Source organism: Winogradskyella helgolandensis, from assembly GCF_013404085.1.
Taxonomy (GTDB): domain Bacteria; phylum Bacteroidota; class Bacteroidia; order Flavobacteriales; family Flavobacteriaceae; genus Winogradskyella; species Winogradskyella helgolandensis.
This window is the reverse complement of record NZ_JABFHO010000001.1, coordinates 4322013-4344135: the sequence shown is the minus strand read 5'-3', so window position 1 is coordinate 4344135 and position 22123 is coordinate 4322013. Positions and strand designations below refer to the sequence as shown.

Below are 22123 nucleotides of genomic sequence, written 5' to 3'. Positions count from 1 at the left end.
TTTGTCAATGAATGCCAACGTGATTGTGTATGGTTAGTTGCGTGGTTAAGCAACTAAGTTAGCAAACTTTAACGAACCCGTGAATATTCCGCAGGAATATTCGCAAGTAGGCTAGAACCAAGCAATTAATTATACACGGTGTTGGCAATAGTAATTTTGTTCAATCTTTATTTTTTACAAATTTCGGTTTTTCAAATCCACAAGCTATTATGGTTCCATTTTGTTCTTTAATTAGCTCTATTTTATTTGTGTTGGCATTGACATAAAATAATTCAATTTCGTAATGATTTAAGCCTAATTCCTTTGGTTGGTCTGTCTTTTCTTTAATTAACCAACAAAATGAATTAATCTCGTCAAGATACGCCAATTCAATAAATTCGATTTTCTTGTCCTTAAATCTCTCATCAGATTTGACTTTGTTTAGCGCAAGGCAAGGTTCGTTCAGTTTTTCAAATTCAGGATTGAGTGAGAAATCAGGGAATTCGTTTTCAGAAATCATTTTTCCATCTTTGTCGAATTCCAATCCAAATGCATATTCAAAACCGTTATTCCGATAAGTATGAAGAATCCAATAGGTTACTTTGTAATTCGATAATTTGTATAATTTTTCTTTGCCATATTTTGCTTTTACAGATTTTGGGTAATTTACCTGAAATTGTCCCATTTCTAATTTATTATAAAAGTCAATATTAGAGCGTTCAACAATATACTCTTTGGCTTTAAGCAGAATAAAATCAGAATATTTTTCAATATGCTTTATGTCGTATGGATAAAAAGTGTCTTCTTTTTCTATTTTATCTTTATGCTTTATTTCAAAAGGAATATAGTTTCGAGTTCTAGAAGAATAAGTTCCGCCTAATTCCAATTTTTCAATATCATCGCATTGAGCAAATCCATTGATTGAAATCACAACGATTATTAATATGCTAAAAGTTTGTCTCATTATTATTGCCAACGTGTTTGTGTATGGTTAGTTGCGTGGTTAAGCAACTAAGTTAGCAAACTTTTACGAACCCGTGAATATTCCGCAGGAATATTCGCAAGTAAGCTCAATGAAGCAATTAATTATACACGGTGTTGGCAAATCGTATTTATTCAAGTCTATATCCTTGTTCTTTTAATTCTTCAAAGTCACTTTCCGTCTGCACCAAAGATTTGAGAAAATCAATGGTTTTAATTTCAGTTTTTGCATTTCCCATATCTTTCCTAACTTCTATTACCAAAGTTGCTAATGCTAATAAATTTTCTTTTCCATCTGCGACTTTTTCCCAGTGAAAAAATGATTTAAGAACTCCGTCACTCCCAAATATGATAAGTTCTTTCTTGATGTCAATCATTTTATCTATTAGCTTTTGAGAGCTGGTTTTTTGTCCTTTTTTAACTTGTTTAAGAATGTCAAAGAAAACAGTTAATAGTCTGATATAAACATCATATTTTCTTTCCGACAATTGTTTTTCAACTTCTAATCGTTTTTCTTTTTCGTGCTTATACAACCATCCAATTCCTCCAAGAATTAATAAGAGTATCGGAACAATTGATTGTATTAATATTTGATTCATTTATGTTTTAAAATTTCGATTAGTCGGTTTTTTATATGTTTGCCAACGTTGATGTATAAGAATAGTTGCGGGTTTGTATGCGAGGATTTTCCGAAGGAAAATCAGATGCAGGCAAACACGCAATTGCCTTTGTTTAAGCACTAAACCGCAATTATTTTTATACGGTGTTGTGCGTAGGCTTTATGCGTTTTATTATTCAATACCGTTTAATTTTTATTTTGTCCGACGAATTATAAATCCATTGTCAATTTTATCAAATCCAATTTTCGGATAGTATTCCATCGCAATTTGTGCCGAAAGTAAAATCAGCGCAGTTTCTATTCCGATTTCCCTTTCAGTCAATTCAATTAGTCGTTTTCCAATTCCTTCTTTTTGGTATTCACTTTTCACAGCTAAATCCGACAAATAGCATGCATAACAGAAATCAGTTATTGAACGTGAGATTCCAATAAGTTCATTATTCAACCACGCAGTTATAATCAGATTTGAATTTGCATACATTTTCGTAATTCGTTCGCTATCTTTTGTTGGCCTATTTATTCCTGAACTATCATAAACCTCAATTATTTCAGATGTCTTTGGAACAATTCCAACTTTAAATTCAATGTTTTTCATTCGAATTCGTGGTTTTTTTAGCTTACGCACAACGTGTTTGTATATGGAAAGTTGCGTGTTTGCGTTCGAGGATTTTCCGAAGGAAAATCAGATGTAGCAAACGTGCAACGACCTTTGTTTTAGTATAACACCAGCAATTTTTTATATACGGTGTTGTGCGTTCGTTATTTATTACCGGTCATCAATTTAGCAATTTCATTAGCATTATTAATTTCCATTTCTTTTAAAATTTTACTTATTCGGTTTTTAAATTCGATTTGGCTTTTCCGACTTGTTTTAATTTCAGACAAAAGCTCTTGTTCTGAAAGCTTATGTTTTTCCGATATATTTTTAAAGTCTTCTAAATTGTAATCAGTGTAATCGGATATTGCAATGTAATTGTCAGTTCTTTTGTAGAAAACCCAAGGATGTCCAATCCATAATTGAGTCCATTTATTTAATTCCGTATTTCCAACTTCTTCCCAGTTTTGAATATCAGATAAATCTCCGCAACAAGTTGGTTCAAGTATTATCATTTCATTTTCTAAAACTACAATTCCGCCAATTATTTGTCCAACGTATTCTTGATAATCTGACAAATCAACGTCCTTAAGTTCTTTTTCAATAATGGTTTTTAATTCAGGTTCTCCGATTTTATTTATGTCAACCAAGTATGAGCCAAGTTCAATCGGTTGTAAGTCTTGTAAATTACTATCAGAAATACATTTGTACCAGAAATCGCTCCAGCCTTTTGGGTTTTCAGCTTTCGAAACAGAAGGTGATTCATATTCGTTTTTCGCATAATCCCAAGGTTCAATTTCGATTGTATTTAATAATTTCATTCTGATTTCAAGGGTTTGTTTTAATGACGCACAACGGTTTTGTGTATGGTTAGTTGCGTGGTTAAGCAACTAAGTTAGCAAACTTTCACGAACCCGTGAAAATTCCGCAGGAATTTTCGCAAGTAGGGAAGAACAAAGCAATTAATTATACACGGTGTTGCCCACAGTTTTTATTCCTCGATTGATGTTTCCCAACCATCATAATCTCCATTTAATTCAGATGCTTTTTGCCATAATTCCAATGTATATTCATCTATTTCGTCATAACCAACTTTGTCAATTCGTGATATTTGAATAACAAATTTATATTCGTTCGGTTGTTCTGTTTTTCCTTTATTTTTTGTCTTAAAACCTAAATCATTTGTAAATTTCTCAAATTGGTCAATTTCATTTTGAGTTTTAAAATAAACCCAATGAAAAACCTCTCTTTCTTTCGTTAGTTTGTCTCCACCTTTTTCTAATTGTTCGAGAACTCTTCTGTTTTGGATTATTTGCATTTGTCTTGGCAAAGGATATAGAAAGTCAAAATATCCGTTCCATTCTTTATCTTCATTATGTCCAAAGTCAAATTTGTGATTCGGAAACTGGGTCATTGCAGATGAGACTTCTTTTTCCATTAAAATCGTGTTTTCTCCAAAAAAGTACAAATCTCGAAATCCGTTAGAAGTCAGTCGACCTGCAAAAGTGTAATTCAGATTTATTTTATCAAATCCGCTTATTATTACGTCTTCAATTTTCCATAATTCATCCGCATCTTCGTTACTCGACAATCCATTATCTTTTGGATTAGGCATTTTGATTGAAACATAAACTACATTTTCTTGTCCTTTTATTGGTGCAACATTCATTAAATTCAAATCGGTTGCAATTGAACTTAATTTGTCATTTACATTCGAAAAGTAAAATGTCCAATCAGGTTGATAATCATTTTTCGGTTCAGATTGTCCGAAGATTTTACTTAAAAATCCCATAAATAAAATAAAGGTTAATATGTTTCGATGATGTTTTTTCAAATTGTGGGCAACGGTTTTGTGTATGGTTAGTTGCGTGGTTAAGCAACTAAATTAGTAAACTTTTACGAACCTGTGAAGATTCCGCAGGAATTTTCGCAAGTAGGCAAGAACCTAGCAATTAATTATACACGGTGTTACCCAACGTTTTTTATTTCACCATATCTTCTATCAACATCTTTAATTAATTTATTAAAAAAAGTTTTAATTAAATTCAAAATTTCAGTCACATACTCATCATTACTTATTTCAAGAATATTGTCATTTCCGAATTTTCTTACTGATAGTCCATTTGTCTGTTCAACAAATTGCAGTTTATTTTCATCAATTTCGGAATTGCTGTGAGCAATTTTATTCCGAACGTATTTATGTTGTCTTATCAGATTATATTCGTCTTGAACATTCGCTGGATTTAATTCAAAAACCTTTGTCAGATATAACCAATATTTATGAATATAATCACCTCCAGTAATATGTTTTGTTTTTACGCTGAAGTCAAATTCATCTTCAACTAATTTTGAAATAAGCTTTAATTGTCCTTCCAAAATAGAAAAAATAGAAAGCAATGACGCTTTTCTATAATTCTGTAATATTTGATTATTTATCTTTTCAGTATCACCATAGTAATGTCCATAGTATTGAGCTTGCATTGAGCCTTCTTCATAATTTTTTGGTTTAGCTTGTAATTCAGCATCATTTTCAACTTTAGCTTGAAACTCTTTAATTAATGTTTTACTATATTTTTCGGAATTTTCTATAAGTTTCCTTTCCGCTATTAGCAGATTGTCAAGGTCATCATCATAATAGTATAATATTCCCCAATGATTAATTTTAAATTCATCACTATTTAAGTTTATCATAGTTTTTGGCAAATGTTGGGTAACGTGTTTATATATGATTTGTTGCGTGGTTTAAGCACCTAATTTAGTAAATAATTACCAACCAAGAAAGTCCGAGAGGACTTTCGTAAGTAGGCAAAAAGCCAGCAATAAATTATATATGGTGTTGGCATTTCGTTGTTTTTTTATTCCGACTTATTCTTATTCTGGTTAATTCTTTTTTTGTTTTTTCAGCATTTGAGTGAATTCATTCAGCGATTTATTCCGCAAACTTTTTCAATTCCGGTTGAGTGAGCAATTCCACAACTTGTTAAATTCAAATTTTGAATAATAATTCCTTTGTTGTAGATTTCATAGTTTGCTTAAATTCAAACGTTTTATTTATGAAAATTTACTATAAAATTCTCCAATTACGTTAACTCTTCTTCCATCTTGTGGCCAAGACCAAATAATAAAGTTAAAAATTAAAAAATGAAAAATTATCCAATATATTATTTGCTCATTTTTTCCTTTGTTTTTTATTTTCCTAAAAAGTATAATTGTTAATGAAATCATTAGAATTATATAGAATGGAACATAAAGCATTCTTGCTAAACCTGTTTGAGGAAATAAGTCAATCAATAATAATATTTCTCCAGCACAAATTGAAATAGAAAGTATGAGTAAAATTATTAATCTTTTCATTATTTTTTCCTAATTCGTTTATTTTGAGTTTTTTTGTCAATGAATGCCAACGTTTATGTATAAGAATAGTTGCGGGTTTGTATGCGAGGATTTTCCGAAGGAAAATCAGACGTTACAAACACGCAACGACCTTTGATTAAGCACTAAACCGCAATTATTTTTATACGGTGTTGGGCAACGTTTTTATTAATTCCGTTTTAGTGTTTTTATCAGCTTTTGACATTTCAAGTATAAATTCAGTCAGCTTGATTTCATCAATTTTTTTAATTTGACCTAAATGTATATTCAATTCTTGCGCTCCAATTGCTTCGTTCAGTTTTACAGCACTTTTATAAATCACTCCTTTTTTTCTAGAAGGTTTAAATTTTTCATCAATTATCAAACAAATGAATTTTTGTCCACTAATGTTAATCGGATAAGCATCGTGTATTAATTCCCAATTTATAAAGTCACGATTCGCGCTACGGTCATATATTCCGACCTCATTTATAATAATCATTGGTTTTTTATCAATCAGATTATAAATTCCGAGTGGATATGCAAGTCCAAAAAATCCGATACAACTCCATCCAATAAGCGGTTCTTTCGGAAGTAGCCAAATTCCTAGTAGCACAAAAATTGAGCATAATAGCATCATACTAATTGCTCTTTTTTTTGATTTGTAAAATTTTATTTCGGTCATTCTCAAATGTTGCCCAACGGTTTTGTGTATGGTTAGTTGCGTGGTTAAGCAACTAAGTTAATAAACATTTACGAACCCGTGAATATTCCGCAGGAATATTCGCAAGTAGGCTAGAACCAAGCAATTAATTATACACGGTGTTGTAACACGTTTTTAATTTTAAAATAATCTAATTAATAAGTCAATGTAAATTATTATTGCAGGTAGAGCGAGTCCAATAAATAAATACTTGTTCATTGAATTTGACCATACTTTCCAGTTTTTAAAAATTCTGATTATGACTATTATGCTTAAAATAAGTGATAATAACATTGAAGGTCCAATTATGAATAAATTCAATCCAAAGTTATGTGGTGCATAACCGTCTTTTAATCCAAATAAAGGCTCTTTGATATTATCAACTATGAAAATCAAAAGGACAAGTAAAAAACTGATTAGAGACATACCTTTTGTCCATTTTATTTTTCTATTCATAAAATCGATTTAGCTAAAAATTGCCCAAAGTATTGACATAATTGAGTCAAAAGTGCTTTGTTCTTTTTCAGGTTCACAATACTTTTTCGATAAGTATTTCAATAACTTTTTATTCCAATTACTATCCAGTATTACATTCAGTTCAGATTTGTGATTTAGTATTTCTGATTCTGAAAGTTCTTTCTTTTTTATTTTGTATTCAGTTTGTATTAGTTCTGTTATTTTCTCAAATTCTCCGTTTTGAAATAATTCCTTTTCCTTTTGAGTTCCAACATTTTCTAACGTGGATTTTTTTCCTTCGTAGATATTATAAATACCCAAATGTTTTTTAGTTAATTTCAAATTTCGTTGGTTTGGTCAAATGTGTTACAACGTTGATGTGTATGGTTAGTTGCGTGGTTGAGCAACTAAGTTAACAAAAACCCACGAACCTGAGAATATTCCGCAGGAATATTCCAGATGATCAGAAACGAAGCAATTAATTATACACGGTGTTAGCCATAGTGTTTATTTACGTATTGCTATTTATCTTAACTATCAACTTTCGATTCGGACAGATTATGTAAAAATCAATATTTCCAATTCCAAAACTGTGCATATAGTATTCATAAGCATAATAATTTCCATTTTCGTTGAGTAAATCCTCTAATTCAAAATCCAGTTCATCAAGAGTGCTATGTGCAAAGTCTAAAAATTTCTGTTCTTTTTGGTCAAAAGGTGTACGTTTCCAAAATTCAGATTCCCAATCATTTCTGAAATCGGTTTTTGGATATTTGGTAAAAAACTCTTCATTTGGGTTTTTGAAATATTCGGCAGTTTTTTCGTCGATTTTATAAATCCAAATCGAATATCCATCTCCATTAAAAGCTCGTTCAGTTTCGTATTCGTATATCAAATCTCCATCATTATATTCAAATCCGGTTAATTCAAGATTATAGTTTTTTTCTTGAGCGTTTTCTATAGGTTGCCAAAAAAAGTCAGAGCCAGGTAGTAATTTCCAGAAAAAGCAAGGAATCAAAATCAGAATTAATAATATGATAGAAAGTCGATAAAATTTCGGCTTATTCTTTTTCTTAAGAGACTTGAACATTTTAAATCCGACAATAGGATAGAAAAGCACAATAATTAAGGTTAAAAAAAGAAAAATTAAAATCATCTATGGCGTTGGTTTCACATTATGGCTAACGGTTTTGTGTATGGTTAGTTGCGTGTTTAAGCAACTAATTTAGTAAACAAAAACGAACGCGAGAAAATTCCGAAGGAATTTTCCAAGTAGGCAACGACCAAAGCAATTAATTATACACGTTGTTAGCATTAGTACTTTTTTATTTTATAATTTTTTTAGATTCCATTTTCGAAAGAACTTCCTCTAACTCTCCAAATATTGAAATGTCATAATTGGTTGGGACTCCTTTTATCAATTCAATTTCTCGAACATTTCTATTGCTATATCTTAAAACACCACCTCCATCAATTAATCCACTAGTAGAACATTGATTTAACTGTACAGATGTTGATTCTGTCATCAAAAATTTGTTTTCTAATTCAGAACATAAACCTCTTGTCTTGTTTTCTTTTACAGGTAAAACAATATTTAGAAATTCTCCTTTTGATAAAGAATCTTTAAAATTGATATGAGTTGTTTGATATGAAATTCCATCTATTCTATTATCTTTTCTAACCCATTGTAATAGTAATTGTGGTATTATATATTCAGGTTTAAAATAGTCCTCATAATTCCTTACACGAACAGAGCACGCAAAGACAAGTGGCCATATCATTAAATATTTATAATATTCATATGGCGATTTATTGCCACCTTTTGGTGGTGATAAATCTATTACTTTTAAAAGTTCAGTATTCTTAAGTCTGACGATTTGAAAGTCATTTAAATTTGGTCTATTTAATTCCTCCCAACACACATACGATGAGTTTCCAAGGTAAAGTGATGGAAATCCTGGAATACTAAATCTTTGAGTTTTTATTTTACCTCTTAAGTCAAAAGGTATGTGAAAAAAGTTTTCAGGTTTGAGAGGGAAATTTAGTTTATGAATTCTAATTCTATAAAAATCTGTATTTGAATGAAATTCTCTTATGTTTAGTATTTCCTCAAAGTTTTTTAGATTGCTATTTAATCCTTTTTCTAATTCAGAAAGTGCTGACGCTGGTTTTCCTGCATAATAATTTGAAATAGCAGATTTTAATTGTTCTACTAAATGATTTTGACGTTCCTTTATTGTGTTTATATCAAATGATACGTCTTCAAAATATTCAATACTTTCTAGTTTTTCTAAAAATTCTTTAAAAATCCGATTTACAAATAATTTATAATCTTCTTTTGGACCTTGAACCCTTGGTAGATTAAAAAAATCGTTATTCAAAAAGTCTGTTATTTTCATTTAGCTTGGTTGCGTTGTGTATTAATGCTAACGTGTTTGTGTATGCTTTGTTGCGTTGGTTTAGCGTAAATTTAGCAAATAAATACTGAATAGAAAATCCGCGAGGATTTTCGTAAATTGGCTAAAAGAAAGCAATAAAATATACACGGTGTTAGCAACAGTTTTTATGCTTCTCCATTTACAATTATAATTCTAAATTTATTCGTTTTAGTATTTATTTCCGCTTGAAAATAACAATCTCCTCCATCTAATACGTGACTAAATTTCGTTTCTTTTCCGTCAAAACCAATCATATATTCCTCACTTTCATTAATTTCTTTAAAATCAATAAATCCACATTCGAAATTCAGGTAAATTTTCTTAACCTTTTCCTTTCTGTCATAAATTCCAGCAATTTGAACACTATAATCACATAAGTTTTCTACAATGTTATTAGTCGCATTTCGAGTTTCAGATATTTGAGAATTCAGAATTTCCATTATGTAAGGAATTTCAGATTCATAAACATTTATCAATTCGTATCTTTTATAATCTGTATTTTCAGACTGTTTTAGAATTTCGTTTTGAGAACTATAAAAAGGAATTTCATATTTTGTTTCTACAATTTCATAATTCAAAATACAATTCTTTGAACACGAAAAATTCAGTAAGCAAATAATTAATAATGTTAAGTATTTCGTTTTCATTTAATTGTTGCTAACGTTGTTGTATATGGTTTGTTGCGTGTTTAAAGCAACTAATTTAGTAAATAATTACCGACCAAGAAAGTCTGCGAGGACTTTCGCAAGTAAGCAAAAAGTTAGCAATAAATTATATACGGTGTTACCTGTAGGCTTTATTCAAGTTACAATTCAAATATTAAAGTATTTAAGTTTCATTTTTTTTAAAATTCAACATTTACTTACTTTTTCATATTTTGGCTTTAAACCGTTATTGATATAAATTATCTCATTTTTTGGCTCTGAATGTATATTTTCAAAAACAGAAAAATTTGTAATTATATCATTTTTTTCGATTTCTTTACTTAATATTCCTCCTTTTCCATTTTCAATTTTATTCGGACCGAAGCAAATATACTTTTTTGCTTCTTCTATAGATAAACTCCAACTTATTCCAAAATTTTCACTTTCATATTCATTCTGATTTACGCCTCGATAAATTATAAAATTATTTTCGAGTTTTTCATAAAATTCCTTCTCATAAGAGTTACTCAATTCTCTAAAATTGACACAATTATTTAGAGTGTTTTCAAGAAAATCTTTAAGATTAAATGAGAAAGAACTATTTTTAATTTTTTCATAGATATTATCAGATGCACAATAAGCTTCCCTAAAAACTTTAAATGAAAGTTTAGGTTCCTTTTTTAAAGTTGCATTATATAAAGCGATAAAAACTTCAAATCTTTTTTCTCTTTTAAAAGAGTGAAGAATTTGTTCAGCCTGACTGTAATTCAGTTTTTTGTTTAGGAATTCTTTATGCAAATCATAAATATTCATAGATTCAATTTTATTCAATAATTATTAAAATATAACTAATGATTTTTTAGCTTACAGGTAACGTTGTTGTGTATGGTTAGTTGCGTGGTTTAGCAATTAAGTTAGCAAACTTTTACGAACCTGTGAATATTCCGCAGGAATATTCGCAAGTAGTGAAGAACAAAGCAATTAATTATACACGGTGTTGGCAGCCGTGCTTATTTTTTTAATCCTGCGTTGTTGCTAATCAGACACGCATTTTCCACACAGCTTGTATATCCTGCGCTATATTTTTAATATCTAGGAAACTTATCAAATTTCAGTTCTCGTGTTTAATGAATTAGATAATTATTCCAATTTAGTTCCGCAAGAAATTAAAATTTCCGACTCCATTTTTTCTGATTTTACTTACTTAATAGTCAAAAAAAAAAATAGCGAAAAAGTAACTAGGCTTTTTTATTGCGATGTAGCTATTTTTTCAACCGTAATTTTCCGTTCTGCTTAATTCCTGCGTTGTGATTTTCATTCCAACGTTTTGAAATTCCAATTTTATTTTATTCTCAAAATTTAGATTTGTATAAGTTCCAATTTAGAGTTGGACTTTGCCGCACACGCATTGCTGCCAACGGTTTTGTGTATGGTTAGTTGCGTGGTTAAGCAACTAAATTAGCAAACTTTTACGAACCCGTGAATATTCCGAAGGAATATTCGCAAGTAGGGAAGAACCAAGCAATTAATTATACACGGTGTTGTAAACAGTTTTTATTTCGTTATCTGTTTTGCTATTTCTTCTGGCCAAATTACAAATTGTCCATATTGACCTCTTTTTTCAATTCCGCCAACTTCTTTTCCACGTTTCGTTGTAGTCCAATCATCTTCTTTTTTATACATCAATTTGTTATCTGTTAGCCAACTATTGACTTTTCGACTACTCAAGCCAGTTAGTTGTGATAATTCTTTCGTTGTTAGAAGTTTTGAGTTTGAAGAATTCGCAATTTTCGGTTGCGTTTCTGTTTCTTTTTTTTCTCTTTTTGTAACTTCCGGAATTGACGTAAATTCAAACCTTTCGCTGGTTTCGTCTATAAAATCTATTTCTTTATAAGCATCTTCAAATAATTCCTTATCCGATTCGTCATTCAAGTCCACTAAAACTCCCATTTCCTTATTGTTATTCATTGAGAATTCATATAGATTGAGAGATGTAATAATCATTTTGTCATCATTCAAATAACATTTAGCGTGTAAGTCCTGATTATATTTTAAAATCACAAATCTTAATCCTTGAAGAAATTTCATTTCGTGCGGATTCAGTTCTTGCTTTCCAAAAATTACTGTTGTTATTTTATCCTTACTATTTCTATATGTAAGTAATTCTTTAAAATCTTTTGATAATTTAAGGTAAGGTGAAATCAAAATTAATCTTGCTTCTGCATTCCGGATTAAGTCTTCTATTTCAGATACAGCTTTTCTTGTGTTTAAAAATTTTGCCATTTTAAATTATAATTTTTGAAAATCGAAAATAAAGAAATTGTTATAATAATTAAAACTAAACAGCCAGAATTTTCTTGCTTTTCAAATACTTTATAACTTAATTTTTTTTCCTTTTTTGAGATTCGTGAGCAATTGTTTACAACGTGTTTGTGTATGGTTAGTTGCGTGGTTTAGCAACTAAGTTAGCAAACTTTTACGAACCCGTGAAAATTCCGCAGGAATTTTCGCAAGTAAGCTCAATGAAGCAATTAATTATACACGGTGTTGTATGCAGTTTTTATTCTTTTTTATTTCCGTTTATAAAAGTCATTTCAGAAGCATTTATTTTGTCAACAACCTCTGAATAACCTAAGTTATTTATGTTTTCTGTTTCAATTATCGGTCTGTAAATTTCCGCTTTGGTTTCAATTCCGTTTTGATAAACCCAATTATATAAATCCGTAGAATCTTTTTTTTGAGTTCTGATATTTATGCGTTTCCAGTTTTTTTCGATTATTCCAAATTCAGAAGTAGATTTATTCAGTATTATATCTCCACTTTTTGAATCATAATATAGCTCTTTCAGGTCGCCATAATGGTCTTCAATTTCCAATGAGTAAAGTCCAAATCCAATAAATCCGACAACTGTAATTATTACAATTCCGAAAATTAGAAGCCCATATTTTAATCCTTTGTTCATTGGTTGTCAAATTGCATACAACGGTCTTGTGTATGGTTAGTTGCGTGGTTCAGCAACTAATTTAGCAAACTTTTACGAACCCGTGAATATTCCGCAGGAATATTCGCAAGTAGGCTAGAACCTAGCAATTAATTATACACGGTGTTGGCAACAGTATTTATTTTTTTGAACTCTCAAATAAAAAAAGTGTCATTGCTCCAGCTAAATTAACAGCTAATTCAGCGTGTCTTTCACTCGGTTTAGTCTTTGCTATTCCTTTTCCGTGAGAATCACTTAATTTATTCCTAATTCCTCCTAATCCTTCCACTACAGATTGGCAACCGTTTAATATTTGTTTAAAAATTTTTTCAGTATGTTGGTCTGGTGCTAAATTTAGTTGTTTAGCTGTTAATTTATATAATTTTGGTAAATCTAAACTGTCTGAATATTCAATCTTTTTATCTTCCAAAATGTGCTTACAAACTGTTTCGATTAAAGTTCTACTTGTCGTAATTGCTCCTTCAGGGTCTATCGTTTTTCTTTTTAAAGCTTTATCCCACTCTTGTTTAATATAAATTTCATTTATGCTTTTTAATTTTTCAGAAATAGAATTTTCTCCAGGTGTTGATTTGTTCTTTTCTGCAATATCAAGAAGTTTAGAAAAAGAATCCCATAAAAACATTCTTCTGCCAGCATAGTTCGAGCTAACTTGTTTTATGAAATGCCAAAATTGTTCCGCTGTTCTTGTCGTTTTTATGAAGTCTGGAATTTCATTTGAAATTATTTCATTGTCAAGTAATTCTTTTCTTGTTTTAGAGTAGTTCTCTTCATCCCAATCTCCACCAGTTGCAAAGTCAATCAGTAAATTCTGAAAAGATTCAATTTTTGAAAATAGTTCTTCGTTCATATTGTTGCCAACGTTTACGTATAAGAATAGTGCGTAGTTTGAGTGCGAGGATTTTCCGAAGGAAAATCAGATGCATGCAAACGCGCATTTACTCTTGATTAGGCACTAAATTACGCATTATTTTTATACAATGTTAGCGCACGTTGTTATGTTTTTCTCACAAGAGTATTTCAATATGCTTTTTAAGGAACAAAGAAAAGTCCGAAGCAACAGTTGCGTATTGTTTCGCAAGAGTCAGAATTTTTTAAACGCAAGAGTTAAGTCATTTGCGCGTAAACTTTGCGTATTATTTTGTCAGAAGTCGGTTTAATTTTTTATTTAATTTTAGTTTTCGAGAGTAAAATAAGACTTAGGTAACAGTTGCGTTTTGATTTGTCAAAAATCAATTGAGTAAGTTTTAGGAATTATTTTTAAAATACTTTGAGAAGGTTTATTATTTTTTTGAGCTGAGTGAGCAATGTGCGCTAACGTGATTGTGTATGGTTAGTTGCGTGGTTAAGCGACTAAGTTAACAAATACTCACGACATAAAAAATCCGAAGGGATTTTCGTAAGTAAGCTCGAAAAAGCAATTAATTATACACGGTGTTGTAGCACGTTTTTATTTCATATTCTCAAGTAATTCTATCGGATTTTTTAAAAACTTTTTCCTATTAGATTTCTCAATTAATTTTGCTAATTCACGAATATTAGGATTACATAGATTTCCATTGTTTTTGTCCATTAAAAGACATTCGTATTGATTGCAAAGTTCCAACAGTGAATTTAAAAAATTAAAATCTGTATCTATTAAATCAATACTAAACTGAAAGTTTTCTATAAAATTTTCTTGTTTACTATATTTTAATTTGACATTGTGCACATTTTTATTATCAAAATTTATGTCTAAAGTAATTTTATCAAGTTCAATTTTTAATTCCTCAATATCAATGTAATATTCTTTCCACCATTTGGTTGAAATAGCATCTTCAAATTCTGGTTCATTATCCAATTCTTCGTCATAATTAGCCCAGTATATTTCCCATTCACCATAATTAATTTCAAGTTGTTTAGGAATTTTACCAAAATATCTTTCTTCAATTTTTTTTTGGGGAAGTACAGATACTGTAAATTTTTTATAAATGTCCTCCATAAGTTTTTTTTTCTTAAATGTGCTACAACGTTTAGTATAAGAAACGTAGCGTATAAAAATACGATAAGTTTCGGTTTATTCCTTAGCCAAATCTGCGATTTGGCATTTACATTTTGTTTTTCATTAATGCCAAATCGCAGATTTGGCGGTCTTGGTAAGCACGCACAAACTTTTGGTTTAGCACGAACTAGCTATGTTTTTTATACATTGTTGTAAGTAGTGCTTTTTTCATCTACTTACTTAATTTCAAAATCCGTAAAGCTCCTTGAATGACTAGCACAAAAACGACTGTTCCAATAATCAAATCTGGTTTACTTGAACTCAACCAGTTTACCATAATTCCAGCAATTATTACTCCCAAATTGATAATTACTTCATTCGAGGTGAAAATCATACTTGCTTTCATATGTGCCTCTTCTTTGCTTTTTGACTTTTGCAAAATGTAAAGACAAATTCCGTTTGCTATAAGTGCAAAAATCGAAACGATAATCATTGTCGAAAAATCGGGAAGTTTCTCGTCTCCAAAAAATCTTCTTAAAACTTCTATAAATCCAATAATCGCAAGTGCTATTTGAAAATATCCCGCAAGTTTTGCAATTCTTTTTTTCTTTATTATTGTTCCACCGACCGCAAACAAACTAATTCCGTACACAAAACTGTCCGCAAGCATATCTAAACTATCGGCAACAAGTCCCATAGATTTTGAGATAATCCCTGTTGTCATTTCGATTATGAAAAACGCAAAATTTATGACAAGAACAGACCAAAGTAGTTTTTTTTGGTTTGCGTTTTCTTTAAATTCAGTTTGGTCGGTTTGTTCAGTCGATATTTTTTTTCCGCCTAAATTCAGTTCGATAACTGACTTTTCGATTTGGTCAATTTCTCCGCTATGAAAAACTGTCAATTTTCGATTTGGAATATCAAACTCCAAATTCGCAATGCTCGAATTTCCGTCCAATTTCATTCGGATTAGATTTTCCTCTGAAGGACAATCCATTTTGGTAATTTCAAATATTGTTTTATTCACTCGGTTTCTGGGTTTTTCGCATTACTTACAACAATTGGATATAGACTATTGTTTATATCCACATTATAGGACTAAGATAGTAAATCTTTTATTTCCATAAATGATCTATTTGCTACATGTGTATATATTTCTGTTGTTTTAGTAGAATTATGTCCCAAAAGAAGTTGGATATGTCTAAGGTCTGTTCCATTTTCCAATAAATGTGTAGCGAAGCTATGTCTAAGCATGTGAGGCGTAACTTTTTTTAAAATACCTGCTTTTTTTGCAGCTGTTGAAATTATTTTCACAACACTTGTAGCACTATAAGGTCCTCCTTTTTGACCTTCAAAAAGGTAATGTTCTGGTCTATAATCCTTATAGTATTGCCGTAAATTCGTTAGAATACTAGGACTTAATATAGATATACGGTCTTTATTTCCTTTAGCATTATTAACTTTTACGACCATCCTTTTACTATCTATATCGTTAATTTTAAGGTTTAACAATTCTGCTCGTCGAAGCCCAGAAGAGTAGAGTAATCCGACAATGCACTTATGTTTAACGTTGTTAGTGTTATTTATGATTTTTATAATTTCTTCTTTAGATAATACCTCAGGGAGTTGCTTTTCTTTTCGTGGTCGTTCAATAGAATAGAATCTATTTGGCATTTCGTGTACAACTTCGTAAAAGAACTTAATGCTATTTATGGTCAAATTCACATAAGAGTTTGATTTGCCTTCTTGTATTAGTTTTTGCAAATATTTTCGAACATCTATTTCATTTAACGTTATAGGATCTTCATTATAATAATAGTTAATAAAAGACTCAAAACTAGACACATAATTACGAACAGTATTATCTGAATATCTCTTAAGTTCAAGTTTTAATAAATAGTTTTCTGGACAAGGTTTAAAACCATCCTTAGGTTTTCTATTTCTATAACGTTCTAAATTTAGTTGAGGATTATCTTCATTTATTATTTTATCAGAAAAAAAATAATTGCCATTAACCCAAGCAACACCATAAAATGTTTTAAAAATCAAATCCAAGTTACTCTTAGTATTAGGTAAGTAATACAGTAATAAATCTTGACTCCAAGTTATATTAGGTAGCGTCATAATAAGGGATTGTATGACTTTACTTGAATTAAATTGAAGTCCAACACATTTTTTTTGATCAATAATTAGGTGTTTCAATGTTATACTCGTTTGTAATTGCATAATTTTTTTATCGTCAAAGTACTGACTATAATTTAATTAGCAGTATCTTATTCGGATAGGATTCGTATAATATACGTTTAATTTAAGAGCGATGAGGTTTTTTAAGAATTGTGTGTTTTGTGAAAAAAAATTAGTGGGTAGAACGGATAAGAAGTTTTGTGACCCTCAGTGCAAGAGTGCCTATCAATACAAGAAATCAAAGGAAATACCTGAACGATTTTATAATAGAGTTGATAATCAGTTGAAACTAAATCGAAAAATATTAAAAGAATATAATAAAGGAGGGAAGGTGATAGTTAGGGCAAATATGCTCATTGAAGAAGGGTTCAATTCTAATTTCTTTACACATTATTGGAAGAATAGTAAAAATGATATTTATCTATTTGTTTATGAATATGGTTTTCTTAAAAAAGAGGAGAAATATATTCTAATAAAATGGCAAGATTATATGCAAAAAAAAATACCTTTGGGTTAATATATTTTTTAATCATGTGGACAAAATCAGGAACACGATTTGGAACACGATTACATGAAAGTAATAGCTCAAACACCCAGTATTTGTGTTGTAAAAGCGGTCTAGGTCAGGCTCATAACCCGAAGGTCACTGGTTCGAGTCCAGTTCCCGCTACTAAATAAAACCCATCACTAGATATAGTTGATGGGTTTTTTTTGTCTATTCCTTTTTTAATTTCACCAATAGCATTAAGAATTAATTCTATTGCATCAATTAAGAATAATGAATACTCATAATTTTACGGTAAGAAAGTGAAAGGCAGTTATAGCTGTTTGTTTTCAATACTTTCTTTAATTAAAATGTTTAATCAATAAATCTAAAAATTATGAAAATTAGAAATTTAATAGTAACAATGGCATTGAGCTTAGTAACTGCATTTTCGTTTGCTCAAAATAGAGATGATATGCGTGTAATGAAGGATGCCGAAAAAGCAATCTCAACTTTTAAAAGTTCGGATAAAGGATTAGAAAAATTTTTTACTAATGCCTCTGGTTATGTCGTTTTTCCAAATGTAGGAGAAGGAGCACTAATTATAGGAGCAGCTTCTGGAAACGGAGTTGTTTATAATGACGGTAAAGCCATTGGTATGGCAAGCATGAAAAAGCTAGACATCGGATTACAAGCAGGTGGAGAAGCTTATATGCAAGTTATTTTCTTTGAAACAGAAGATGCATTAAATGAATTTAAGCAAGGAAATTTTGAGTTTTCTGCTGAAGCAAAAGCCGTGATTGTAGATAAAGGAGCAAGTAAAAATGCCAATTATAATGAAGGTGTTGTCACTTTTGCAAAATCAAAAGCTGGTGCAATGGCTGATGCCTCAATTGGTGGTCAAAAATTTAAGTATTCAGAATTTTAGATGATTATTTAAATTCTTATCATAGAAAAAGCCGATTCTTTTAATCGGCTTTTTGTATTAACAAAAAATTAGATTTCAGATGTAGTAATTTTAATAATTCAGTAAAATAACATGGTGAAATATGCGAATTTTAATATTAAATTTGAATAGTGATTAAATCGTTCAATCTAAAGAACAAAAAGACACAATGAAAATATTGCTAAAATTCGATTTTACGAAGGTCTGCAACACGCTCTTAAAGGAGAAGTTGGAAGCACACCAATTCAATTATCATCAGACAGCATTTGGTGAAATAGAATTGTTATCTAAAATATCAGAAGAACAATTAATGATGTTTCATAAAGATATTAATGGTTATGGAATAGAGGTTGTCGAAGATCCTAAAAAAATTGTGATTCAAAAAATTAAAGATACTATTATCGATATGGTGTTTAATGAAAAGGATGTCAATGTAAAGACTTCTGTATATCTAGCAGAACAACTCCAAGAGAATTATAACTATCTATCTAACCTATTTTCAGAAGTGACCTATACGTCCATCGAAAATTTCATTATATTACAGAAAATAGAGTATACTAAGATTTTATTAACAAATGAAGAGCTTTCACTCACCGAAATAGCGTTTAAACTTAACTACTCTAGTGTGGCACATTTAAGCAAACAATTTAAAAATACAACCGGTATTACACCGTCAGCTTTTCAGCGTATTATTGCTAAAAGAAAACAAATAAATTAATTTAACCGTAACTTTGTAAATATGAATAGCGATTATATTAATATAGCTTTGGCCGATGATGATGAAGACGATAGGTTGTTTTTTACAGAGGCTTTTGAAGAGTTAAAAATTAAAAGTAAAGTGTTACTTTTTAAGGATGGTATTGAATTGATGGAGTATTTAAATGATTCCATAAATGTACTTCCTAACTTATTGTTTCTGGATTTAAATATGCCAAAAAAATCAGGATTAGAATGTTTAAAAGATATCAAGGCAACCGCACGGTTAAGTGATATGGTAATTGCCATATACTCAACCTCAGCTTCGGAAGAAGATATTGAAAACACCTTTGTTAAAGGAGCTAATGTATACATTAAGAAACCTAATGACTTTGAAAAACTTAAAAAAGTGCTTTCAGAAGTCGTAACAACCAATTGGCAATATCAGACCAATGGTTTAAATAAAGACAATTTTTTATTAAGATTATAAAACTATGCCTTCACCTTCTAGCAGATATCTTAGAACCGCTTTTATTGTTGGTCTTTTCGTTATTTTATGTATTGGTGGTTTTACATATAAACATATTAGCGAACTGTCACAAACATCAAAAGTTGTTAAAGACAATTACTCTTTAAGAAGTGAGTTAGAGCATATTATTTCTAACCTCAAAGACGCAGAAATTGGGCATAGAGGTTATTTGCTAACACACGATTCTTTATTTCTTAATCCCTACAAAGAAAGTTTACAAAAAGTTACCGTTAACCTTTCTAGGTTAGATACTTTAATTGTTCCTAATAGTGAGCAGGTAGAAAAACTTAAGGATTTAGAAAGTGATATAGAGAAACGATTTAAGAATTTTGATAAATCGTTTAGCCTGGCTAATGATGATGATACGATACTAACACAAGACTTATTATTCTTGCTACATGAAGGTGAAATTAGGATGGACAGAATCCGTGCTGATATCACCGCAATGTTAGATATAGAAGAACGTTTGTTATCCCATAATCAGGAAATTAATGAAGAGAAAATAGGTCTCACTCCTTTATTTTTTTATGGTTTATTAATCGTTACATTAGTTATTCTTCTGCTAGCTTACTTTAAAATGACTAAGGATTTAAAAGCTCTCAAAGAGAGTAATACGGAATTAGAAATTTTTGAAAAATTAACGAAGCAATCTGAGATTGTTAGTAATACCAGTACTTGGGTTTGGTATATTGAAGAAAATGAATTTGAATTCTCGGACAACCTATACCGTTTAGTGGGTGAAGAACCACAAAGTTTTGAACCGACATTGGAAAATTTTTATAAATACGTTCACGAAGAAGATATTAGTAATTTAGGGCAGCAAGTGAGTACGATGATGCAAGAAGAAGACTTGCCTTTTACAAGTTTTAGAGTCGTGCGTAAGGATGGGGCAATTAGACACCTAAAGGCCTATTCTAAACTTATGGATGATACTGAAGGTGATAAAAAAATGTTAGGGGTCACCATTGATGCGACTAATGAAGTTGAAAATTATAGGATTATTGAACAGCGTAATCAAGAATTAGAACGTACAAATAAAGAACTGTCTGCATTTAACTATGTGGCGAGTCATGATTTACAAGAGCCTTTAAGAAAAATCCAGACATTTATGTCGCGATTAGAAACAAAAGAAAAGGATCATATTTCTGAAAGTGGACAAGTTTACATTCAAAGAATGAAATCTGCATCTGCCAGAATGCGTATGCTTATTGAAGATTTGTTGCAATATTCTCGAACTAACACTTCAGAAAAGGAATATTTAAAAACAAATATGAATATGCTATTGGAACATGCTAAAACAGAGCTTATAGATAGTATTGAAGAGAAGCAGGCTAAAATTATTTGTGATGATCTACCAACAATGGATGTGATTTCATTTCAAATTCAGCAATTGTTTATTAACTTAATAAGTAATTCATTAAAATATAGTAAAGAAGGAGTTCCTCCAATCATTAAAATTACGCATCATGAGGTGCTTTCTAGAGAAGTAGATGCAATAAAGGACTCCTTGTATAAGTTTCATCATAAAATCACCTTTATAGATAACGGAATTGGGTTTGAACAAGCCTACGCCGATAAGATATTTCTTCTCTTTAACAGGTTGCACGGTAAGTCTGAATATTCTGGTACAGGTATTGGCTTAGCAATTTGTAAAAAGATTGTAGAAAACCACAGAGGAGTTATTCTAGCACAGGGTAAACCTAATTTTGGTGCCACATTTATAATTTACTTGCCGTTTTTAAAGTAGTATTTCTTAGCTCATTATTTATAATAATATAAACATTTTCTGAAATTGTATAACATGCTCTATTAGTAAATAAGCATATTTGTTTAAAGTTTTGCTCCATATTTTTATAAATGCTTTTATTGTTTTTAACTGTTTATAGAAAATTTATTTATAGAGTTTAAGCCCTAAATAAAATCACTTTTCTTCAATGAAGACTCTTCTATATGTTTCATTAGTACTATTAGTTATCCTTTGGGCCATAGGATTTTTTGTTTATGCTATATCTGCAATAATTCACTTATTATTAGTATTGGCTATCATTTTACTTATAGTAGCCAACAAAAAATAATATTAAGACTTAATATAAGTTTTGTATAAAGTTGCTTCGCTTCAAAACTATTCTCTAAACATTCGTTTTTAATTCTCTGTGTCTATAGTTTGCTTATTTGATATAAGTATAACCTTTAGTTAGGAAATGTTTCCCATTAACCTCTAACACCTCTAAACGGTGCTTTTTTATGTTTTGTTTAACACTAATATAGAATGATATAACAAAACGAAGGAATTGTATAACATAGAAAGCCTAAAGAGGCCGTTACTTTGTCATAAGAAAATTAACCTAATTAATTACATCATGAAAATATCAACTAAACATTTACAAAAGCAATTTGCAAGAGTGGGAAGAATTTTTCCAAAGCGCAAATTTGAAATGGCTTATTCAGAATTAGGGTATTCAAAACTGAATGCTGTAGAAGGTTCCAAAAAAGCCGTTTAAGCTTATAAGACGTACCAGTCTACATCAGGATCTAACCA

General features: G+C 30.2%; 27 protein-coding genes. 7 read left to right on the top strand and 20 right to left on the bottom strand.

The features are described from left to right. Window positions 1-160: 160 nt before the first annotated feature. The 20 genes from HM992_RS18525 to xerA form a co-directional block, all read right to left on the bottom strand. A complete protein-coding gene (locus HM992_RS18525) occupies window positions 161-943 on the bottom strand; it encodes a hypothetical protein (protein ID WP_179320985.1) in 783 nt (260 codons plus the stop codon). A gap of 148 nt (window positions 944-1091) precedes the next feature. Next, on the bottom strand, window positions 1092-1559 hold the full coding sequence (locus HM992_RS18520) for a hypothetical protein (protein WP_179320984.1): 468 nt from the start codon (window positions 1557-1559) through the stop codon (window positions 1092-1094). A 213-nt stretch (window positions 1560-1772) separates the two neighbouring features. After that, window positions 1773-2174 (bottom strand): GNAT family N-acetyltransferase, encoded by a 402-nt coding sequence (locus HM992_RS18515; RefSeq protein ID WP_179320983.1) that lies wholly within the window; start codon window positions 2172-2174, stop codon window positions 1773-1775. A gap of 164 nt (window positions 2175-2338) precedes the next feature. After that, entirely contained in the window at window positions 2339-2995 is a 657-nt protein-coding gene (locus HM992_RS18510; RefSeq protein WP_179320982.1) for a hypothetical protein, read from the bottom strand. 170 nt (window positions 2996-3165) lie between these two features. Then, entirely contained in the window at window positions 3166-3966 is an 801-nt protein-coding gene (locus HM992_RS18505; protein ID WP_229720532.1) for a DUF695 domain-containing protein, read from the bottom strand. Window positions 3967-4142: 176 nt separating this feature from the next. Then, window positions 4143-4865: a hypothetical protein gene (locus HM992_RS18500; RefSeq protein WP_179320980.1), complete on the bottom strand. Its 723-nt coding sequence runs from the start codon at window positions 4863-4865 to the stop codon at window positions 4143-4145. 360 nt (window positions 4866-5225) lie between these two features. Next, window positions 5226-5528 carry a hypothetical protein gene (locus tag HM992_RS18495; RefSeq protein WP_179320979.1) on the bottom strand — a complete coding sequence of 101 codons (303 nt, stop codon included), beginning with the start codon at window positions 5526-5528 and terminating at the stop codon, window positions 5226-5228. Between the two features lie 160 nt (window positions 5529-5688). Continuing rightward, a complete protein-coding gene (locus HM992_RS18490) occupies window positions 5689-6210 on the bottom strand; it encodes an STM3941 family protein (RefSeq protein ID WP_179320978.1) in 522 nt (173 codons plus the stop codon). 159 nt (window positions 6211-6369) lie between these two features. Next, entirely contained in the window at window positions 6370-6684 is a 315-nt protein-coding gene (locus HM992_RS18485) for a hypothetical protein (RefSeq protein ID WP_178983665.1), read from the bottom strand. A gap of 9 nt (window positions 6685-6693) precedes the next feature. Next, entirely contained in the window at window positions 6694-7026 is a 333-nt protein-coding gene (locus HM992_RS18480; protein WP_179320977.1) for a hypothetical protein, read from the bottom strand. A gap of 169 nt (window positions 7027-7195) precedes the next feature. Next, complete coding sequence (locus HM992_RS18475) at window positions 7196-7702, bottom strand: hypothetical protein (RefSeq protein ID WP_229720531.1); 507 nt, start codon at window positions 7700-7702, stop codon at window positions 7196-7198. A 307-nt stretch (window positions 7703-8009) separates the two neighbouring features. Beyond that, entirely contained in the window at window positions 8010-9083 is a 1074-nt protein-coding gene (locus HM992_RS18470) for a hypothetical protein (RefSeq protein WP_179320975.1), read from the bottom strand. Window positions 9084-9247: 164 nt separating this feature from the next. After that, entirely contained in the window at window positions 9248-9769 is a 522-nt protein-coding gene (locus HM992_RS18465; RefSeq protein ID WP_229720530.1) for a hypothetical protein, read from the bottom strand. A gap of 204 nt (window positions 9770-9973) precedes the next feature. Next, window positions 9974-10579: a hypothetical protein gene (locus HM992_RS18460; protein WP_179320972.1), complete on the bottom strand. Its 606-nt coding sequence runs from the start codon at window positions 10577-10579 to the stop codon at window positions 9974-9976. A gap of 741 nt (window positions 10580-11320) precedes the next feature. Further along, complete coding sequence (locus tag HM992_RS18455; protein WP_179320970.1) at window positions 11321-12049, bottom strand: phospholipase D family protein; 729 nt, start codon at window positions 12047-12049, stop codon at window positions 11321-11323. 277 nt (window positions 12050-12326) lie between these two features. Next, a complete protein-coding gene (locus tag HM992_RS18450) occupies window positions 12327-12728 on the bottom strand; it encodes a hypothetical protein (RefSeq protein ID WP_179320968.1) in 402 nt (133 codons plus the stop codon). Window positions 12729-12885: 157 nt separating this feature from the next. Then, entirely contained in the window at window positions 12886-13614 is a 729-nt protein-coding gene (locus tag HM992_RS18445) for an abortive infection family protein (protein WP_179320966.1), read from the bottom strand. 600 nt (window positions 13615-14214) lie between these two features. Then, on the bottom strand, window positions 14215-14745 hold the full coding sequence (locus HM992_RS18440; protein ID WP_179320715.1) for a hypothetical protein: 531 nt from the start codon (window positions 14743-14745) through the stop codon (window positions 14215-14217). 232 nt (window positions 14746-14977) lie between these two features. Beyond that, on the bottom strand, window positions 14978-15772 hold the full coding sequence (locus HM992_RS18435) for a cation transporter (RefSeq protein ID WP_179320964.1): 795 nt from the start codon (window positions 15770-15772) through the stop codon (window positions 14978-14980). Window positions 15773-15843: 71 nt separating this feature from the next. Beyond that, a complete protein-coding gene (xerA, locus tag HM992_RS18430) occupies window positions 15844-16971 on the bottom strand; it encodes a site-specific tyrosine recombinase/integron integrase (protein ID WP_178983668.1) in 1128 nt (375 codons plus the stop codon). A 91-nt stretch (window positions 16972-17062) separates the two neighbouring features. Between xerA and HM992_RS18425 the strand changes: the two genes are divergently transcribed. The 7 genes from HM992_RS18425 to HM992_RS18395 all read left to right on the top strand — a co-directional run bounded on the left by HM992_RS18425 (window position 17063) and on the right by HM992_RS18395 (window position 22085). Continuing rightward, the gene (locus HM992_RS18425) at window positions 17063-17446 is read left to right on the top strand and encodes a hypothetical protein (RefSeq protein ID WP_178983669.1); all 384 of its coding nucleotides are present in this window, start codon (window positions 17063-17065) and stop codon (window positions 17444-17446) included. Between the two features lie 364 nt (window positions 17447-17810). After that, the gene (locus HM992_RS18420) at window positions 17811-18341 is read left to right on the top strand and encodes a lipid-binding SYLF domain-containing protein (RefSeq protein ID WP_179320963.1); all 531 of its coding nucleotides are present in this window, start codon (window positions 17811-17813) and stop codon (window positions 18339-18341) included. Between the two features lie 187 nt (window positions 18342-18528). After that, window positions 18529-19077, top strand: coding sequence for a helix-turn-helix domain-containing protein (locus HM992_RS18415; RefSeq protein WP_179320961.1), 549 nt, complete (start codon window positions 18529-18531; stop codon window positions 19075-19077). A gap of 21 nt (window positions 19078-19098) precedes the next feature. After that, window positions 19099-19545, top strand: a complete 447-nt coding sequence (locus tag HM992_RS18410) for a response regulator (protein WP_178983674.1) — start codon at window positions 19099-19101, stop codon at window positions 19543-19545. 4 nt (window positions 19546-19549) lie between these two features. Then, window positions 19550-21331: a sensor histidine kinase gene (locus HM992_RS18405; RefSeq protein ID WP_179320959.1), complete on the top strand. Its 1782-nt coding sequence runs from the start codon at window positions 19550-19552 to the stop codon at window positions 21329-21331. 187 nt (window positions 21332-21518) lie between these two features. Next, a complete protein-coding gene (locus HM992_RS18400; protein WP_178983676.1) occupies window positions 21519-21659 on the top strand; it encodes a lmo0937 family membrane protein in 141 nt (46 codons plus the stop codon). Between the two features lie 285 nt (window positions 21660-21944). Then, window positions 21945-22085 carry a hypothetical protein gene (locus HM992_RS18395; protein ID WP_178983677.1) on the top strand — a complete coding sequence of 47 codons (141 nt, stop codon included), beginning with the start codon at window positions 21945-21947 and terminating at the stop codon, window positions 22083-22085. Window positions 22086-22123 lie beyond the last annotated feature (38 nt).

What these genes read in the sequence shown, in the direction of transcription:
- HM992_RS18525 (WP_179320985.1), bottom strand. Translation starts at nt 943, where the DNA reads ATGAGACAAACTTTTAGCATATTAATAATCGTTGTGATTTCAATCAAT.
- HM992_RS18520 (WP_179320984.1), bottom strand. Translation starts at nt 1,559, where the DNA reads ATGAATCAAATATTAATACAATCAATTGTTCCGATACTCTTATTAATT.
- HM992_RS18515 (WP_179320983.1), bottom strand. Translation starts at nt 2,174, where the DNA reads ATGAAAAACATTGAATTTAAAGTTGGAATTGTTCCAAAGACATCTGAA.
- HM992_RS18510 (WP_179320982.1), bottom strand. Translation starts at nt 2,995, where the DNA reads ATGAAATTATTAAATACAATCGAAATTGAACCTTGGGATTATGCGAAA.
- HM992_RS18505 (WP_229720532.1), bottom strand. Translation starts at nt 3,966, where the DNA reads ATGGGATTTTTAAGTAAAATCTTCGGACAATCTGAACCGAAAAATGAT.
- HM992_RS18500 (WP_179320980.1), bottom strand. Translation starts at nt 4,865, where the DNA reads ATGATAAACTTAAATAGTGATGAATTTAAAATTAATCATTGGGGAATA.
- HM992_RS18495 (WP_179320979.1), bottom strand. Translation starts at nt 5,528, where the DNA reads ATGAAAAGATTAATAATTTTACTCATACTTTCTATTTCAATTTGTGCT.
- HM992_RS18490 (WP_179320978.1), bottom strand. Translation starts at nt 6,210, where the DNA reads ATGACCGAAATAAAATTTTACAAATCAAAAAAAAGAGCAATTAGTATG.
- HM992_RS18485 (WP_178983665.1), bottom strand. Translation starts at nt 6,684, where the DNA reads ATGAATAGAAAAATAAAATGGACAAAAGGTATGTCTCTAATCAGTTTT.
- HM992_RS18470 (WP_179320975.1), bottom strand. Translation starts at nt 9,083, where the DNA reads ATGAAAATAACAGACTTTTTGAATAACGATTTTTTTAATCTACCAAGG.
- HM992_RS18465 (WP_229720530.1), bottom strand. Translation starts at nt 9,769, where the DNA reads ATGAAAACGAAATACTTAACATTATTAATTATTTGCTTACTGAATTTT.
- HM992_RS18460 (WP_179320972.1), bottom strand. Translation starts at nt 10,579, where the DNA reads ATGAATATTTATGATTTGCATAAAGAATTCCTAAACAAAAAACTGAAT.
- HM992_RS18455 (WP_179320970.1), bottom strand. Translation starts at nt 12,049, where the DNA reads ATGGCAAAATTTTTAAACACAAGAAAAGCTGTATCTGAAATAGAAGAC.
- HM992_RS18450 (WP_179320968.1), bottom strand. Translation starts at nt 12,728, where the DNA reads ATGAACAAAGGATTAAAATATGGGCTTCTAATTTTCGGAATTGTAATA.
- HM992_RS18445 (WP_179320966.1), bottom strand. Translation starts at nt 13,614, where the DNA reads ATGAACGAAGAACTATTTTCAAAAATTGAATCTTTTCAGAATTTACTG.
- HM992_RS18440 (WP_179320715.1), bottom strand. Translation starts at nt 14,745, where the DNA reads ATGGAGGACATTTATAAAAAATTTACAGTATCTGTACTTCCCCAAAAA.
- xerA (WP_178983668.1), bottom strand. Translation starts at nt 16,971, where the DNA reads ATGCAATTACAAACGAGTATAACATTGAAACACCTAATTATTGATCAA.
- HM992_RS18425 (WP_178983669.1), top strand. Translation starts at nt 17,063, where the DNA reads ATGAGGTTTTTTAAGAATTGTGTGTTTTGTGAAAAAAAATTAGTGGGT.
- HM992_RS18420 (WP_179320963.1), top strand. Translation starts at nt 17,811, where the DNA reads ATGAAAATTAGAAATTTAATAGTAACAATGGCATTGAGCTTAGTAACT.
- HM992_RS18415 (WP_179320961.1), top strand. Translation starts at nt 18,529, where the DNA reads ATGAAAATATTGCTAAAATTCGATTTTACGAAGGTCTGCAACACGCTC.
- HM992_RS18410 (WP_178983674.1), top strand. Translation starts at nt 19,099, where the DNA reads ATGAATAGCGATTATATTAATATAGCTTTGGCCGATGATGATGAAGAC.
- HM992_RS18405 (WP_179320959.1), top strand. Translation starts at nt 19,550, where the DNA reads ATGCCTTCACCTTCTAGCAGATATCTTAGAACCGCTTTTATTGTTGGT.
- HM992_RS18400 (WP_178983676.1), top strand. Translation starts at nt 21,519, where the DNA reads ATGAAGACTCTTCTATATGTTTCATTAGTACTATTAGTTATCCTTTGG.
- HM992_RS18395 (WP_178983677.1), top strand. Translation starts at nt 21,945, where the DNA reads ATGAAAATATCAACTAAACATTTACAAAAGCAATTTGCAAGAGTGGGA.